The following is a 15740-nucleotide window of genomic DNA, read 5'->3' on the forward strand; positions in this document are numbered from 1 at the left end:
CCATTTCAGGGGACGTATGCCGGTCGTACGGCTACGCGCCACCGGGGCGCCGACGGCGCAGTCCGGACCCGATCGCCCAGCCGACGCCGCCCGCGGCGACCAGCACCAGAGCGATCTCAGGGAGGATGCCCAGCTCGGTGGCGGGGGTCTTGGACGTGCGCAGCGGCACCTTCTGGACGAGGTAGGCGGGCACGAACATGCCGGTCCGCTGGGTGATCCTCCCGTCGGGCATGATGACCGCGCTGACGCCGCTGGTCACCGGCACGGTGACGGTGCGGCTGTGCTCGACGGCGCGGATCCGGGACATGGCGAGCTGCTGGTAGGTCATCTCGCTGCGGTCGAAGGTCGCGTTGTTGCTCGGCACGGAGATCATCTCCGCGCCATGGGTGACCGTGTCCCGCACGGCCCAGTCGAAGGCGGCCTCGTAGCAGGTGGCGAGGCCCACCTTGGCGCCGTCGATGTCGAACACACCCGGGCTGCTGCCGCGGCTGAAGTCCTGCCGGACCATGCCGGTCCAGTTCTTGTTGACCGCGCCGACGAGCCCGCGCAGCGGGAGGTACTCGCCGAACGGCTGGATCTGCCGCTTGTCGTAGGTCTGCGTGGGTCCCTTGACCGGGTCCCACAGGACCTGCTCGTTGAGCAGTTTGCCGTCCTTCTCGACGACTGCGCCCACCGAGATGGGCACGCCGACCGCCTTGGCGGCGCCGTTGACGACCGTGGCGGCGTCGGGGTTGCTGAAGGGGTCGATGTCGGAGGAGTTCTCCGGCCACAGCACGTAGTCGGGCTTCGGGGCCTTGCCCGCCTTGATGTCGGCGGCGAGTCTGAGCGTCTCGCGCACGTGGTAGTCGAGCACGGCTCGCCGCTGGGCGCTGAACTCGAGCCCCGAGCGCGGCACGTTGCCCTGGATGACCGCGACGGTCCGGGTGCCGTCCTCGGCCTTGTCGCTGACCAGCGGCCGGGCCGCGACCGCGCCCGCCACCGGGACGGCCACGCTCAGCAGCGCGGCAGCGGCCGCACCGCGCCGTACGGCATGCGTCCGGCGCCGTTCGGCGATCAGTCGGCCGGCCTCGTACAGCCCGAATCCGCACAGCACGACCGCGAAGCCCAGGACGGGCGTGCCGCCCACCGCGGCGAGCGGCAGGAAGACGCCGTCGGCCTGCCCGAAGGCGATCTTGCCCCACGGGAAGCCCCGAAAGGGCACACGCGCGCGTACCGCCTCGCCCGCGATCCAGACGGCGGCCGCCCACACCGGCCAGGCCGGCAGCCTGGACACGGCCGCGACACCGACGCCCACCAGCGCGATGAAGATCGCCTCGATGGCGACGAGGGCCAGCCACGGACCGGGACCGACCTCCACACCGGTCCACACCAGCAGCGGCAGCAGGAAGCCCAGCCCGAAGAGGTAGCCGAGGCCGAGGGCCGACTTCCAGCCACGGCCGCGCAGCACCCAGCCGAATCCGGCGAAGGCGGGCACCGCCAGCCACCACAGGATGCGCGGCGGGAAGCTGACGTAGAGCAGCACTCCGCAGAGCGCGGAGGCGACGGCCGGGACCAGACGGAGCAGGCGGCCGCGGAACGCGCTGGGCGCGGGGGACGGCTGGAGCCGGTCCGGCTGGTCAACGGAAGTTGCGGTGACGGTCACCCGGGTGAGTGTACGGCGGCTTCCCCGGCCGCCGACAGCGCGGTTCGAGGGCCGGAACCGGCGCCGCGGGCCATGGTCGTCCCTGGTCGCCGCCCTCTCTGCCCACCGGCGCGCCGCTGCTGTGCCGGGCGTCCCGTCCGACCGGCAGGCACCGCCCCACCACCCCCACCCTCTCCACGACCTCCCCCACCCCACCGCGACTTTCGCCGCATCTCGTGCTCAAGCCGGTCATCAGCCGCTACGGTGAGCCCAGCCTCGGCAGTGCGGCCGGATCCGGCGTCGTGCCCGGCCGTGGCCTGGAGCAGGGGTGGGGACCGGGGGCGAGGGGCAGCGGTGGGGTCGACGGGGACGAGGTCCGCGGCTGGTGTGGCTGCGGGCGCGGTCGACATCAGACGAAACGTTTCCGACGGGGCGGGCATGATCCTGCTGGGCGCCTGCGCCGGCTGGTCGCTGATCACCGCGGCGGCGCATGACGGACGGCCCGAGGGCGTGCTGCTCGCGGTTCTCGCCGTGGCCGCCGGCCACGCCGTCGGCCGGGTGTCCGGGGCACTGCTGCCGGTGGCCGCTCCGTGCGCCGGCGCCGCCGCAGGACTGACCCTCGCCGTGGCCCTGCCCGGCCTCTCCGCCGGTCCCCGGTACGCCGCCCCGCTCGGTCACGCCGGTGGCACGGCCGCCCTGCTGACGCTGGCCACGGGTGCCGCGTGCTGCGCCGCCTGGGCGACGTCCGTACCGGAGCTGCGGCTCGTGCTGAGGCTGCTGGCCGTCGGGATCGTGCTGGCCGGGGGCGTGCTGGGATCGGTGGCCGGGTGCGTGTCGAGTACGGCCGTACTGCTATGTTCGCTCGCCGCGCGCTCGGTGACCCGCCGGGGTCTCTGTCTGCTGGGCCTGGCGGTCGCGGCGGCGCTGGCGGCCGGGACGGCCTGGGCTGTCGCCGCCGACGCGCTGCCCGGCGGACTCGCCCGGGTGCTCGAGGGCCGGCTGACCGCGCACCGGGTCGCGCTGTGGCACAACGCCCTGCGTCTGGCGGGCCGGAACCGGGGGCTCGGCGTCGGTCCGGGACGGTTCGGCGAGCTGGGCGGCACGGCCCCGCAGCCGCTCTCCTCCGACGTCAAGCCGCACTCGGCCCTGCTGCAACTGGCGGCGGAGCAGGGCGTCGTCGGAGCGCTGCTGTTCGTCGCCGCGTTCTGCTGGGTGCTGCACGCGCTGTGGCGCTCTCCTCGCTCCACCCCGGTCGCCCTGACCGCCGGCGCGGCCCTGACGGCGCTGGCCGTGTTCGCCACGGTGAGCAACGCGCTCAGCTTCACCACGGTGACCGTGGGCGCCGGACTGCTGGCCGGCTGGGCGACGGCGCGGCCGTGGGCGCGCGACGGTATGGAGTCCCGGCTCTGAGCGGTGTCGCGGCCCACGCGGCCCGCGCGGCGCGTGGCCTCAGCGGGCCGAACCCGGAGTGATGGTCCGCAGCCGGTCCCTGATGACCCGTACCGCCGACTCGGCGTTGTCCACGGTGATCGTGAAGGTGTGGCCGTCCCACAGGCGCAGCACGACGCCCTCGCCACGGCGTACGACCACGGCCGTGCCCTTCTCCGGGCGCCACCGGTAGCCCCAGCCGCCCCAGTGCCGCGGGGTGACGAGGGCGGTGAAGTCGGCTCCGGCCACGTGGGAGAGCGGGATGCGGCGGCGCGGCAGCCCCATGTGGCCGCAGCGCACCTCGACACACTCCTTGTCGAGCTTGAGGTCGACGTGCACGAAGGCGAGCGTGCCGAAGAGGACCAGCAGACCGGCGGCGATGCAGCCCACGACGGACATCGCCAGCGGGGCGATGCCGGAGGTCCATGCCGAGTCCACGGCCAGCTCGATGCCGAGGGCCATGCAGGCCGCGCCGACCAGCGCCAGCAGCCACTGAACCCGGTTCGTGGCGCGTCCGGTCCAGACCTCGGGGTTCGGGCCGTCGTCGGTGTGGCGGTGGTCCCTCATGTTTATGAGGTTACTCAGGTTTCCCTGCGCGGGTAGGGCGTGGCAGACGGTGGGTGCCCCGGGTGGGCCCGAGCGGGCCGGGCGCGGTCGTCGGTGCCCGGCCGGTCAGCGGACGGGGCTGACCGCCTGCAGGAAGCGGCCTTCCGCATAGGACAGCGCCGTGTCCGGGAGCGTGGCCTCGCGGCCGCTGAGCAGCACCGTGAGGGTGGTGTCGGCGACGGCGGCGGGGGCCGGCTCCGCGCCGATCCTGCGCAGGGCCTGCGCGGCCACCGCCCCGGCGGAGCCGTGCAGGGCGAGCGGCGGACGGCCGGGCCGCTGGACGGCAGCCCGGATGCGCTCGCCGACCAGCTCGTAGTTGGTGCAGCCCAGGACGACGGTGGTCACGTCCTCGGGGGTGCGGGCGGCGGCCGAGGCGATCGCGGCGTCGATCGCGCTCTCGTCCGCGTGGTGCACCGCGTCCGCGAGACCGGGGCAGGCCACCTCGGTGACGGCGACACCGTCGGCGAACTGCTCGATCAGATTCCGCTGGTAGGCGCTTCCGGTGGTGGCGGGGGTCGCCCAGATCGCGACGTGCCCGCCGCCGGCCGCGGCCGGCTTGATCGCCGGGACGGTGCCGATGATCGGCAGGTCCGGTTCGAAGCGGCCCCGCAGCACCGGCAGGGAGTGCACGGAGGCGGTGTTGCAGGCGACGATCAGGACATCGGGCTCATGGGCGGCGGCGGCCTCGCACACGGCGAGGGCCCGCTGGGTGATGTCCTCCGGGGTGCGCGGCCCCCAGGGCATCCCGTCCGGGTCCCAGGAGAGGACGAGATCAGCGTCGGGCCGCAGCCGCCGTACCGCCGCGGCGGCGGGGAGCAGGCCGATTCCGGAGTCCATGAGCGCGATCTTCACCCGGCCACGATAGACGATCGGGCCTTGCGGCCCCCTCCGGTGGGGCAGACTGCGGGCGTGAGCGCCCTGTTGTGGATCACCGTCGTGTCGCTGGCCGCCTGGTGCTGGCTGCTGCTGTGCCAGGGCTTCTTCTGGCGCACGGACGTCCGGCTGCCGCCACGCCGGGAACCGGACGCTTGGCCGTCGGTCTGTGTGGTCGTACCGGCCCGCGACGAGGCCGCGGTGCTGCCCGCGAGCCTGCCGTCGCTGCTGGCCCAGGACTATCCGGGGCGGGCGGAGGTCTTCCTCGTGGACGACGGGAGCACCGACGGCACCGGGGAGCTGGCCCGCGAGCTGTCCCGGCGGCACGGCGGGCTGCCGTTGACCGTGGGCTCTCCGGGTGAGCCGCCGGCGGGCTGGACGGGCAAGCTGTGGGCGGTCCGGCACGGCATCGGCCAGGCACGCGCGCGTGACCCGGAGTATCTGCTGCTGACGGACGCGGACATCGCGCACGCGCCGGACAGCCTGCGCGCGCTGGTGGCGGCGGCCCACGCCGGGGGCTTCGACGTCGTGTCGCAGATGGCGCGGCTGCGGGTGGAGAGCGCGTGGGAACGGCTGGTGGTCCCGGCGTTCGTCTACTTCTTCGCGCAGCTGTATCCCTTCCGGTGGATCGGCCGGAAGGAATCGCGTACGGCCGCGGCGGCGGGCGGCTGCGTCCTGCTGCGCACGGCGATGGCGCAGAAGGCACGCATCCCGGACGGCATCCGGCACGCCGTCATCGACGACGTGGCGCTCGCGCGCGCCGTGAAGGGGGCCGGCGGGCACGTCTGGCTGGGGCTGGCCGACCGGGTGGACAGCGTGCGGCCGTATCCGCGGCTGCACGACCTGTGGCGGATGGTCTCGCGCAGTGCCTACGCCCAGTTGCGGCACAACCCGCTGCTGCTCCTCGGGACGGTCGCCGGGCTGGCGCTGGTGTATCTGGTGCCGCCCGCCGCGGTGGTCGCCGGAGCGGCGGGCGGCACCGCGGCGACGGCGGTCGCCGGCGCTCTGGCGTGGGCGGTGATGGCGGGGACGTACGTACCGATGCTGCGCTACTACCGGCAGCCGCTGTGGCTCGCCCCGCTGCTGCCGTTCACCGCGCTGCTGTACCTCCTGATGACGGTCGACTCGGCTGCGCAGCACTACCGGGGGCGCGGGGCCGCCTGGAAGGGCCGCACGTACGCGCGTCCCGATGCCGTGCCCGACGAGGGCTGAGCCCGGTCACTTGCGGCCGGGCGTCCAGTTCATCCCCCATCCGTAGGCGCGGTCCACGGTGCGCTGCGGGCTCACTCCGCGCTCCGGCACCAGATACCGCGCCTCGCGCTGCACGAGGAGGTCGCCGCCCGTGTTGGTGATCAGGGCGAGCGCGCACACCGTGGACGGCACGGTGCACTCGTCGAGGGAGAAGTCGATCGGGGCGCCGTGCTGCGGCTGGAGGGTGACGGTGGCGTGCAGGTCGGCGAAGGAGTTCGCGCCTTCGTAGATGGTGACGAAGACGAGGATCCGCCGGAAGTCCTGCCTGCGGTCGAGATTGACCGTGAGGTTCTCGCCGCTCGCCACGGCACCGGTGCGGTCGTCGCCGTCGAGATGGATGTACGGCGGCCGGTGCAGCGAGCCGAAGGCGTTGCCGAGGGCCTGTACGACCCCTTTGCGGCCGTCGGTGAGCTCGTACAGGGCGCACAGGTCGAGGTCGATCTCTCCTCGGCCGCCGCCCCAGCGGCTGCCCCAGCCGGAAAGCTGTTTGCGCATCTGCCAGTTGAGGTTCACCCGCATCGCTCCCGAGGTGCCGCCCTGCTTGGCGAGCGAGACCGAGGGTGCCGCCTTGGTGAGGGTGACCTTGGACAGGCGGACGGGCTGGGGTGCCGGAGGGGGCGCGGTCGGCGCGGACGGGGGCGGCATGGTCGAGGACAGCATGGGCGGGAGTGACGGTGCCGGGGTCGGTGCGGGAGGCGGGGGTGGTGGCACCGGGGCCGGTGCGGTGGGCGGGGGCGGTGTCGCCGGGCGCGGTGCGGCGGGTGGTGCGGCGTGCTGGGGTTCGTCCACGGTGATGCCGAAGTCCGTCGCCAGGCCCTCCAGTCCGCTGCTGTAGCCCTGGCCGACGGCGCGGAACTTCCAGCCGCCCTGACGGCGGTAGAACTCACCGAGCACGAAGGCCGTCTCCATGGTCGCGCCGGGGCTGTCGAAGCGGGCGACCGCCTGGCCGCTCACGGCGTCGGTCACCTCGATGTAGAGGCCCGGGACCTGTCCGAAGGTCCCGCCGTCGGCGGAGGCGGCGAGGACGATCCGCTCGATCGCGCCCTCCACGCGCGCGAGGTCGACGGAAAGGGTGTCGGTGACGCCCGCGGCGGCCGTCCTCTTGCCCTCGTGGCGCACCGCGCCGGAGGGATGGGCGGGCTGGTTGTAGAAGACGAAGTCCTCGTCGGAGCGGACCTTGCCGGTGGCGAGCAGCAGCGCCGAGGCGTCCGCGTCGGGCACGCCGGGTCCGGCGCGCCAGCCCATGACGACGCGCAGCGCCGTGGTCGGCACCGGCGTGTTCGCCCCTTTAAGCATGGACATGCCTGCCCCCCTCCGTGTCGGCTTCCCGACACCCTCGGTCGTCCAGGTCATCCCTACCCGCACAACCTATTCGCCGGTACCGCGAACTCCCACGACGAGCGCGGGAAGATCGCCGGTCAACTGCCGGTAACCCCGCAGGAACTCGCCCTTTACACGATTAAAGCGCGGAGCGACGTCCCTTTTTGCCAAGTTCGCTCGGATTGTGGATCCCGAGTCACTGCGGACACGGAAAACAACCCTCTTATCGGTCTCCCCAACGAGCACATCGTGGGCTTAACTTATGTGCCATGACCTCCCCCCGCTCCACTTATGGTGGCGGCTACTACTCCGCCTCCTTCCCGGACACCCCGATCTACGACTCGCTCGTCGCCGAGCGCGGTACCCCGCAGATCGCCCCGATCCGGGTCCCCGCCGCCTACGACACGGGCAGCAGCCTCCCCGCCCTGCCGTCGGCCCTGCCCGCGCTCCCGGCGGCACCCTCCCCGCAGGCTCCGGCCTACGGCTACCCGCAGGCGCAGCAGCCCGCTCCGCTGCAGCAGGCGCCCACGGCGTACATCCCGCAGCAGGCCGCCGCCCCTCGGGGCTACCCCGGCCCGCAGGCCCCGCAGCCGCAGCGCCCGATGGGCATGGGCACGGGTTACGAGGCCATGCGCCCGGCCGCGCCGCGGCCCGCGCCGGCTCCCTACCAGGACCCGTACAACAACCAGCAGTACCGCGGCTACTGATCGGCGACCGGTCGCCGTCGGCGCCTGATGGCACGATGGCGGCATGGGAAACGCCGTGCTGCAGTCGATCCACGTTCATCCGGTCAAGGCGTTCCGGGGCCACGCGCCGCGGGAGGCCGTGGTGGAGCCCTGGGGCCTGGCCGGAGACCGGCGCTGGACGCTGATCGACGACGGGGGAAAGGTCGTCACACAGCGCGAACAGCCGCGCCTCGCGCTGGCCGCCGCCGAGCCTCGGGCCGGCGGCGGCGTTCGTCTGTCCGCGCCCGGCCAGGCGCCCCTGACGGTGTCCGTGCCCGAGCCGGCCGGGACCGTGCCCGTGAACGTCTTCGGCACCAAGGTCGAGGCCGTGCCGGCCGCCGCTGCCGCGCACGACTGGTGCAGCGCCTATCTGCGGGCGGACGTCCGCCTGGTCCACATGGACGATCCGGCCGCCCGCCGCCCCGTCGATCCCGAGTACGCCCTGCCCGGCGAGACGGTGAGCTTCGCCGACGGCTACCCCTTGCTGGTCACCACGACCGCCTCCCTCGACGCCCTGAACTCGCTGATCGCCGAGGGCGCGCACGCCGCCGAGGGCCCGCTGCCGATGAACCGCTTCCGGCCGAACGTCGTCGTCGCCGGCACCGAGGCCTGGGCCGAGGACCACTGGTCACGGATCTCCATGGGCGAGGTCGTCTTCCGCGTCGCGAAGGCGAGCGGACGCTGCGTCGTCACCACCGTCGACCAGGACACCGCCGTACGCGGCCGGGAGCCGCTGCGCACGCTGGCGCGTCATCGCAAGGTCGGATCCAGGCTGCTCTTCGGCCAGAACCTCGTGCCGCTCTCGCGCGGCACGATCAGGGTCGGGGACCCGGTGCGGGTGGTGCGGTAGCGCGCGACGGCGGTTCGCCGGCCGGGGAACCGGGGGCGGGTCCCGCTCGTTGGGAGGGCATGAGAGATTCGTGAGAAGCCGCGTGCGTGACCGTCCGCGGTGGACGTGATGTCGCTCTCTCTTGCTCCGGGTCGCGGACGCGCTCCCGCGCCGGGGGTTATGACGGAGCGTAAGGGGGTGGGGACATGCGGGCGATCCGTGGCCTGTGGCGCTGGCGGCGCAATCCGCTGCGCCGTGCGACCGACCTGGCCGAGGCATGGGTGGCGCTCGCGGCGCTGGTGCTGGTCGCCGTGGCCGCGCCCGTCGTCGGCTGCCTGGTGGGCGCCGCCGCCCAGGACTCGCTGCAGCGGTCGGTGCGCGAGCAGCGGCACACACGCCACCTCGTCACGGCCACGGTGGTGCGTGACCTGGGCGGCGCCCCGCTGGAGACCGATCCCGACACCACGCCTTCGCGCGAGTCCCGCAGCCGTGTCCTCGCGGACTGGACCGCGCCCGACGGCACCCACCGGCACGGCCCGGCCCTGGCCGACCTCAAGTCACCGCACACAGGTGACCACTTCGGGCTCTGGACGGACCCGCACGGCCGAATAACGACCCGCCCGCTGGACTCCCCCACCGCCACGACACACGCGGTGCTCGCCGGGATCGGCGCGGCCCTGCTGGTCGCGGGCCTGGTCGAAGGCGGCCGGCGGCTGGCGGTGTGGCGTATGGTCCGCAGCCGGTACGCACGCTGGGACCAGGCCTGGGACCGGGCGGGCCCGGACTGGGGCAAGGCGGGCACCGGCTGCTGACGGCCTTCCGGCTCTGGTCAACCCACCGTGCACGCACACGCTACGGTGGTCCGGCCGAAGTGCTTTCGGCGACAACCCGCGGGTGAGCGAACCGCAGGGGCGCGCGCAGGTTTTCGGGAGCGCGAACGCGCACCAGCCCCACGGGCTGAGCACGGTCGCGGTCCCGGCACCGGCGCCAAGGCCCCCTGAGGGAGCGAGCCATCAGTACGACGATGTGGGGGCACAGCAACGCCATGGCACAGGGCACGGTCCAGGTGACGCACACCGGTACGTCGCGGTGGCGGCGCCGCACAGGCGAGTACGCGTCGCTCGCCGCCGCCCTGGAGGCCGCCGCCGACGGCGACGTCCTCACCATCGCCCCGGGCACGTACCGGGAAAACCTCGTCGTCCAGCGGGCGGTGACGCTCCGTGGCCCGGAGGGCTCCCCCGGTTCGGTGCGGATCGCGCCCGTGGACGGTGTGCCGCTCACCGTGCGCGCCTCGGCCGTGGTGCAGGACCTGCATGTGGAGGGCCAGGACGCGGCGGCGCCCGCGCTGCTGGTCGAGGACGGCACGCCCGAGCTGATGGACGTGCGGATCGTGACCCGGTCCGCCGCGGGCATCGAGGTGCGCGGGGGGGCGCGGCCGACCGTGCGCCGCTGCACCGTCGACAACCCGGCCGGCATCGGCATCGCCGTAATCGACGGCGGCAGCGGGGTGTTCGAGGAGTGCGAGGTCGTCGCGGCCGGGCAGGCGGGCGTGGCCGTCCGCGGCGGTGCGCATCCGCGGCTGGAGCGCTGCCGTGTGCACCACGCGTCGGGCACCGGGCTGACCGCGACGGGCGAGAACTCCTCGCTGGAGGCGGTGGGTTGTGAGATCTACGAGGTCCGCGGCTCCGGCGTGCAGGTCACCCAGCGGGCGACGGCGCATCTGACCGACTGCGATGTGCACCGCACCACAGCCGACGGCGTGACCCTGGACACGGACGCGGTGCTCACGCTCGCCGACTGCCACCTCCACGACATCCCGGAGAACGCGGTCGACCTGCGCTCCCGTTCGGTGCTCACGCTGACCCGGACGACGGTCCGTCAGTTCGGGCGCAACGGCCTGTCGGTGTGGGATCCGGGGACCCGGGTGGACGCCCATCAGTGCGAGATCTTCGACAGCACCGGCGACTATCCGGCGGTGTGGGTCAGCGACGGTGCCACCGCCGTCCTCGACTCCTGCCGGGTGCACGACGTGCCGGACGCCCTGTTCGTACTGGACCGGGGTTCGCGCGCGGACGTCGTGGACAGCGACCTGTCGCAGGTGCGCAACACGGCGGTGTCGGTGAGCGACGGGGCGACCGCGCAGCTCGACGACTGCCGGATCCGGGAGGCGGCGACCGGAGCGTGGTTCCGCGACCACGGCAGCGGCGGCACGCTGAACAACTGCACTCTGGACGGCACCCAGACCGGCGTGATCGTCACCAAGGGAGCCGACCCGACCATCGAGCGGTGCACGGTCGACTCCCCCGCCGAGGCGGGCTTCTATGTCTCGGCGGGCGGCCGCGGCAGCTTCCTGAACTGCCGGGTCAGCGGCAGCGGCGGTTACGGCTTCCATGTGATCGACGGTTGCCGGGCGACCCTGCGCAAGTGCCGTACGGAGCGCTGCGCGCGCGGTGGTTACGAGTTCGCCGACGGGGGCCCGGACGCCGGGTCCGGGTCGGGCCCGGTCGTGGAGGACTGCACCAGCGACGAGAGCGGCGGCATGCGGCCGCCCACGATCCGCGAGACCGCCGTACAGACGGCGTCGCACGCCCCCGGGCTGCTCGGCTCGATCCCCGGGCAGCGCAGCACGGAGCAGGAGCCGCTGGTCGCCGCCGGGCCGGCGAAGCCGGTGCGGACGTCGAAGGACGTCCTCGGGGAACTCGACGCCCTGGTGGGCCTGGAGAGCGTCAAACGCGAGGTGCGGGCGCTGACCGACATGATCGAGGTCGGGCGGCGCCGGCAGCAGGCGGGCCTGAAGGCGGCCTCGGTGAAGCGGCATCTGGTCTTCACCGGCTCCCCCGGCACCGGCAAGACGACGGTCGCCCGCCTCTACGGCGAGATCCTCGCCTCGCTCGGCGTGCTGGAGAAGGGGCACCTGGTGGAGGTGTCCCGGGTCGACCTGGTCGGAGAGCACATCGGATCCACGGCGATCCGCACCCAGGAGGCGTTCGAGAGGGCGCGCGGCGGTGTGCTGTTCATCGACGAGGCGTACGCGCTGTCCCCGGAGGACGCCGGGCGTGACTTCGGCAAGGAGGCCATCGACACGCTGGTGAAGCTGATGGAGGACCACCGGGACGCGGTGGTGGTGATCGTCGCCGGCTACACGGCGGAGATGGAGCGCTTCCTGTCCGTCAACCCCGGTGTCGCCTCCCGCTTCTCCCGCACCATCACCTTCGGCGACTACGGCCCCGACGAGCTGCTCAGGATCGTGGAGCAGCAGGCCGACGAGCACGAGTACCGGCTGACGCCGGGCGCCTGCGAGGCACTGCTGAAGTACTTCACGGCCATCCCGAAGGGCCCGGCGTTCGGCAACGGCCGCACCGCCCGGCAGACCTTCGAGGCCATGGTGGAGCGGCACGCGAGCCGCGTCGCCCAGCTGGCGGACCCCAGCACCGACGATCTGACCCTGCTGTTCGCGGAGGATCTTCCCGAGCTGCCCTGAACACCCCGGCCCGCCTCACACGCGGCGGGCCGCACGGGCCTGGCCGGCGTCGGCCCAGTACTGGGTGGGTTGCGGCCGTGGCCCCGGCAGCTCCGGGCTCAGGCGGTCCAGCAGACGTGCGCGCTCCCGGGCGGAAACGGGGTCCGCCTGGTAGTCGGAGTGGCCGAGGATGGGCGCCAGGAGGGGATGCGCGGGCGTGCGGCCGTAGGCGAGCGGGTCCTGCAGCCGGCCGTGGTCGACCTCGGGTGTGGAGTCGTCGGGGACGCGGACGGGGCCGCCGATGGGGTCGGTGCTGCGGTAGAGGTTGCCCCAGCAGGCGACGTCGCGGTGCAGGGCGGCGAGGGCGGGCGGTCCGAAGTGGGCCGGGAACCAGCGGCCGTACAGGCGTTCCAGTGGGGAGCCGTAGGTCAGCAGCGCGATCCGGCCGCGCACGGACGGGGGCAGCTGCCAGGCGGCGGCCGCGGCCAGGACGCTGCCCTGGGAGTGGCCGGACAGGACCAGACGGCCCCCGGTGCGCTCGGTCCAGGTGGCCATGCGCCACGTCAGGTCCGGCACCGCGCGCTCGGCGTGGCACGGTGGGGCGAAGGGGTGCGCGGCGCGCGGCCAGAAGGTGCCGACGTCCCAGAGGATGCCGATCGTGCGCCGTGCCGAGGCGTCCTTGTAGGCGCGCCTGCCCCAGGTCACGAAGAGCACGAAGCCGAGCCCGACCAGCCAGGAACCCAGCGCCTGCGAGGTCCCGGCGACGGCCTGTACGGCGTCGTGGCTGCGGCGGGCGGCTCCGCCGGGCGTCTTGCCGGTGGCCGGCGCGCCGGCCGGCGCCACGGCGCCGAGCAGCAGGGTGGTCACGGCGAGCACGGCGACCACGAGGGGTGCCCGGTCGGTGAGCGTGGCCATGGCGCGGACGTGGGCGATGGCGCGGGTACGGCCCGGGTCCTCGGGTTCGCCGGGATGCTCATGGCGGACCCGTTCGCGTTCGGCGCGGGCCAGCCGTGCGGTGCCGAGACCGAGCCGGACGGCGAGGAGCAGCAGGACCGCGAGGACCGGCGGGATCGTGGACGCCTGCCAGGTCAGCGGCACCGGTGGCCCGGGGAGCGCGGCGTGGCTGCCGTCGAGCCAGTCGGCGACGCGCTGCGCGACCCCGCCGGACATCACGCCGCCCAGCGCGCAGGCGAGCAGCGCGACGGCCGGTCCGCCCAGGCCCGCATGCAGGCGCGCGGGTCGGGGCCGCGGCGGTGGAGGCTCCCGGCCACGACGGCGAGCGCGACGACCAGCAGCCCCTGGGCCAGCATGAGGGCGCCGAAGGCCGGGTCCCCCGGAAGCCGCCCGGTGGACCGCCAGCCGGGCCGGGCCCAGCCGGCGTAGCCGACGCTGAGCAGCAGCAGGGCGAGCGCGCCGAGCGGCAGGAGGCGTACGAGGTGCCGGTCGAGTCGCTGGTGGACGCGGTTCTCGCTGCGGCCCCGGCGGCAGGCGACGCCCAGGCCGGCAGGGCCGCGGTGAGCAGCCGGCCGAGGATGTCCAGGGTGACGGATCCGCCGGGCCGGTGGTCGAAGCGGACCGCCGGGGTCGCGACGGCGGCGGCGGTCAGCAGGGCCGCCGCGGTGTGCGCCGGCGCGGAGCCGGGTCACGAGCCGGCGCCCGTACCAGAAGCGGGCCTGGTCAGCGCGCTGCCGTCGGAGTCCGGCTCGGGGTCGTGGGACATCGGCCGTGGGACTAGGGCCTGTGTGAGGTCGTGATCAATCTCGGGTTCTCGTCCCGTGTGGGGACGGGACCTGGTAGGACGCTGGGTGTGACACGTAGGCAACTCACCGACGAGCAGTGGGAGTTCATCGAGCCGTACCTGCCGATAGGCGAGTACGGTCCGTACCCCGAGCGGCTGCGGGAGCAGTTCGAGGGGGTGATCTGGCGGTTCCGGTCCAGCGCTCAGTGGCGCGAGATGCCCTCCGAGTTCGGACCGTGGGCGACCGTTTACGGGCGCTTTCGCGTGTGGCGGGACGCCGGGGTCTTCTCCGCTCTTCTGGAAGGCATGATCGCCGAGGCCGCCCGCCGGGGAGAGACGGACTTATCCCTGGTCAGCGTGGACTCCACCACTGCCCGCGCTCACCACGACGCGGCCGGGATGCGCATCGGCAAGGACGTCATGGACGCCCTTGAGGAAGCCGCCGCCGAGCAGGAGCGGGCCCGGCAAAAAGGGGCGGCCCGCCAGAACAGAACGGACAGGACGGCAGGGACGACCCCGAGCAGGAAGAGCGACGGCGGATCAGGCGGCGGCGCAAGCTCCGCTTGACCCAGGCCCTGCTCGGCAGATCCCGTGGTGGACTGACGAGCAAGATCCATCTCGCCGCCGACCGCAAGTGCCGTCCGCTGTCCCTCGTACTGACCGCAGGACAGGCCGCCGATAGCCCGCAGTTCGTCCCCGTGCTGCAGAAGGTGCGCATCCGTCTTCCCGTTGGTCGGCCCCGGAGCCGGCCCGACGCTGTCGCCGCCGACAAGGCCTACTCGTCCCGCGCTAACCGCTCTTACCTGCGGAAACGCAACATCAAGGCAGTCATCCCGGAGAAGAAGGACCAGACCGCCAACCGGAAGAAGAAAGGCCGCCGGGGCGGCCGCCCCACATGCCACGACGGCGATCTTTACAAGGAGCGGAACACCGTAGAGCGGCTCATCAACAAGTTGAAGGCCTGGCGGGGTATCGCCACTCGGTACGACAAGACGCCCGAGAGCTACCTCGCCGGCCTCCACCTCCGCGCGTCGATGATCTGGATCAACGACCTCCTGAAGACAACTGGATGATCACAACATCACACAGGCCCTAGTACGTGCTCCAGGCCCGGCGGGAGAGGTACCACAGCAGGACCGTCAGCGCGGCCGGCACCAGTATCAGGTGCCGTGCCCGCCGGGGCCCGCGGACGCCGGGGGCGCGAGGAAGGCCAGCCAGGAGTTGCGGTGGGCGCAGGACCGGACGCCGGCGCACTGCCAGGACACCAGATCCAGGGCCACCTCGCAGGCGGCGGCCACCAGCGGCACGGTCAGGGTGAGGGCGGCCAGCCGGACGAGGAGGCCGTACAGGCGGACCGTGCGGTGCCGGCCGGGCGCGGCAGGGCGCATCCAGTGGGCGAGGTTGACCACCATGAACGGCAGCAGCAACAGCCACAGGGCGCGGCTGCTGTCGCCGGAGGTGAGGTTGCACCAGACATACGCCTCCTGGACCGGCCCGTCCCGGGCGTCTTCCCTGCCCTCGGGGTCCTCGGAGTCCTCAGCGTCCTCGGCGCGCCGGAAGACGACGGCCGTGTCGTCGCCCGCTGCGGCGTTCCTCTGCGCCGTCCACCGTTGTGGCACCCCCGTGACGCGCCGAAGGACCGTGTCGATGCGGGCTCAGGATCTCCGGTCCGGGGTGTCGTACACCTCTCGTCACGGAATCTCCCCGATCCGGGTGACGATGGCCGGGGCGGCCTGGGCGCACGTGGCATGTGCACATCGTGACAGGTGGTGGCGCAACCGGTGCCGACCCGTGAAAAGATGGGACGCCCGCGCTACCCGAGTCGGCCGGAATGTCCTGGTCGGGGCCGGTGCGCCGGGTGTCGGACGGAGATGGCGGCGAAAGGACCG

General features: G+C 73.4%; 10 protein-coding genes and 3 pseudogenes. 7 read left to right on the forward strand and 6 right to left on the reverse strand.

Translation table 11 applies throughout. The annotated features are described in order from the left end of the window. Window positions 1-31: 31 nt before the first annotated feature. The gene (gene lnt, locus ACQPXS_RS08760) at window positions 32-1642 is read right to left on the reverse strand and encodes an apolipoprotein N-acyltransferase (protein WP_433448567.1); all 1611 of its coding nucleotides are present in this window, start codon (window positions 1640-1642) and stop codon (window positions 32-34) included. Window positions 1643-2059: 417 nt separating this feature from the next. Here lnt and ACQPXS_RS08765 point away from each other — a divergent pair, with 417 nt between their 5' ends. Beyond that, entirely contained in the window at window positions 2060-3031 is a 972-nt protein-coding gene (locus ACQPXS_RS08765; RefSeq protein WP_433448569.1) for an O-antigen ligase family protein, read from the forward strand. Between the two features lie 39 nt (window positions 3032-3070). Here the strand turns inward: ACQPXS_RS08765 and ACQPXS_RS08770 are convergent, their stop codons facing one another. Beyond that, a complete protein-coding gene (locus ACQPXS_RS08770; protein WP_351804758.1) occupies window positions 3071-3616 on the reverse strand; it encodes a hypothetical protein in 546 nt (181 codons plus the stop codon). 105 nt (window positions 3617-3721) lie between these two features. Then, on the reverse strand, window positions 3722-4507 hold the full coding sequence (locus ACQPXS_RS08775; protein ID WP_390681343.1) for a glutamate racemase: 786 nt from the start codon (window positions 4505-4507) through the stop codon (window positions 3722-3724). A 39-nt stretch (window positions 4508-4546) separates the two neighbouring features. Between ACQPXS_RS08775 and ACQPXS_RS08780 the strand changes: the two genes are divergently transcribed. Beyond that, the gene (locus ACQPXS_RS08780; protein ID WP_433455764.1) at window positions 4547-5740 is read left to right on the forward strand and encodes a glycosyltransferase; all 1194 of its coding nucleotides are present in this window, start codon (window positions 4547-4549) and stop codon (window positions 5738-5740) included. A 6-nt stretch (window positions 5741-5746) separates the two neighbouring features. Here the strand turns inward: ACQPXS_RS08780 and ACQPXS_RS08785 are convergent, their stop codons facing one another. Beyond that, on the reverse strand, window positions 5747-7075 hold the full coding sequence (locus ACQPXS_RS08785) for a TerD family protein (protein ID WP_433455766.1): 1329 nt from the start codon (window positions 7073-7075) through the stop codon (window positions 5747-5749). A gap of 293 nt (window positions 7076-7368) precedes the next feature. Between ACQPXS_RS08785 and ACQPXS_RS08790 the strand changes: the two genes are divergently transcribed. From ACQPXS_RS08790 to ACQPXS_RS08805, 4 genes are all read left to right on the forward strand, one after another. Further along, window positions 7369-7806 carry a DUF6643 family protein gene (locus ACQPXS_RS08790; protein ID WP_351804752.1) on the forward strand — a complete coding sequence of 146 codons (438 nt, stop codon included), beginning with the start codon at window positions 7369-7371 and terminating at the stop codon, window positions 7804-7806. A gap of 43 nt (window positions 7807-7849) precedes the next feature. Then, complete coding sequence (locus tag ACQPXS_RS08795) at window positions 7850-8674, forward strand: MOSC domain-containing protein (protein WP_433448572.1); 825 nt, start codon at window positions 7850-7852, stop codon at window positions 8672-8674. 185 nt (window positions 8675-8859) lie between these two features. Then, window positions 8860-9465, forward strand: coding sequence for an Rv1733c family protein (locus ACQPXS_RS08800; protein WP_433448574.1), 606 nt, complete (start codon window positions 8860-8862; stop codon window positions 9463-9465). Window positions 9466-9698: 233 nt separating this feature from the next. Next, the gene (locus ACQPXS_RS08805) at window positions 9699-12134 is read left to right on the forward strand and encodes a right-handed parallel beta-helix repeat-containing protein (RefSeq protein WP_433448576.1); all 2436 of its coding nucleotides are present in this window, start codon (window positions 9699-9701) and stop codon (window positions 12132-12134) included. Between the two features lie 15 nt (window positions 12135-12149). On the opposite strand, the pseudogene ACQPXS_RS08810 reads toward ACQPXS_RS08805, so the two are convergent. Then, window positions 12150-13839, reverse strand: a pseudogene (locus ACQPXS_RS08810) (hypothetical protein); the annotation flags it as partial. A gap of 81 nt (window positions 13840-13920) precedes the next feature. Between ACQPXS_RS08810 and ACQPXS_RS08815 the strand changes: the two are divergent. After that, window positions 13921-14924: pseudogene (locus tag ACQPXS_RS08815) on the forward strand (IS5 family transposase). A gap of 22 nt (window positions 14925-14946) precedes the next feature. On the opposite strand, the pseudogene ACQPXS_RS08820 reads toward ACQPXS_RS08815, so the two are convergent. Next, a pseudogene (locus ACQPXS_RS08820) lies at window positions 14947-15431 on the reverse strand (hypothetical protein); the annotation flags it as partial. Between the last annotated feature and the right edge of the window lie 309 nt (window positions 15432-15740).

Source organism: Streptomyces sp. CA-142005 (assembly GCF_050942335.1).
Lineage (GTDB): Bacteria > Actinomycetota > Actinomycetes > Streptomycetales > Streptomycetaceae > Streptomyces.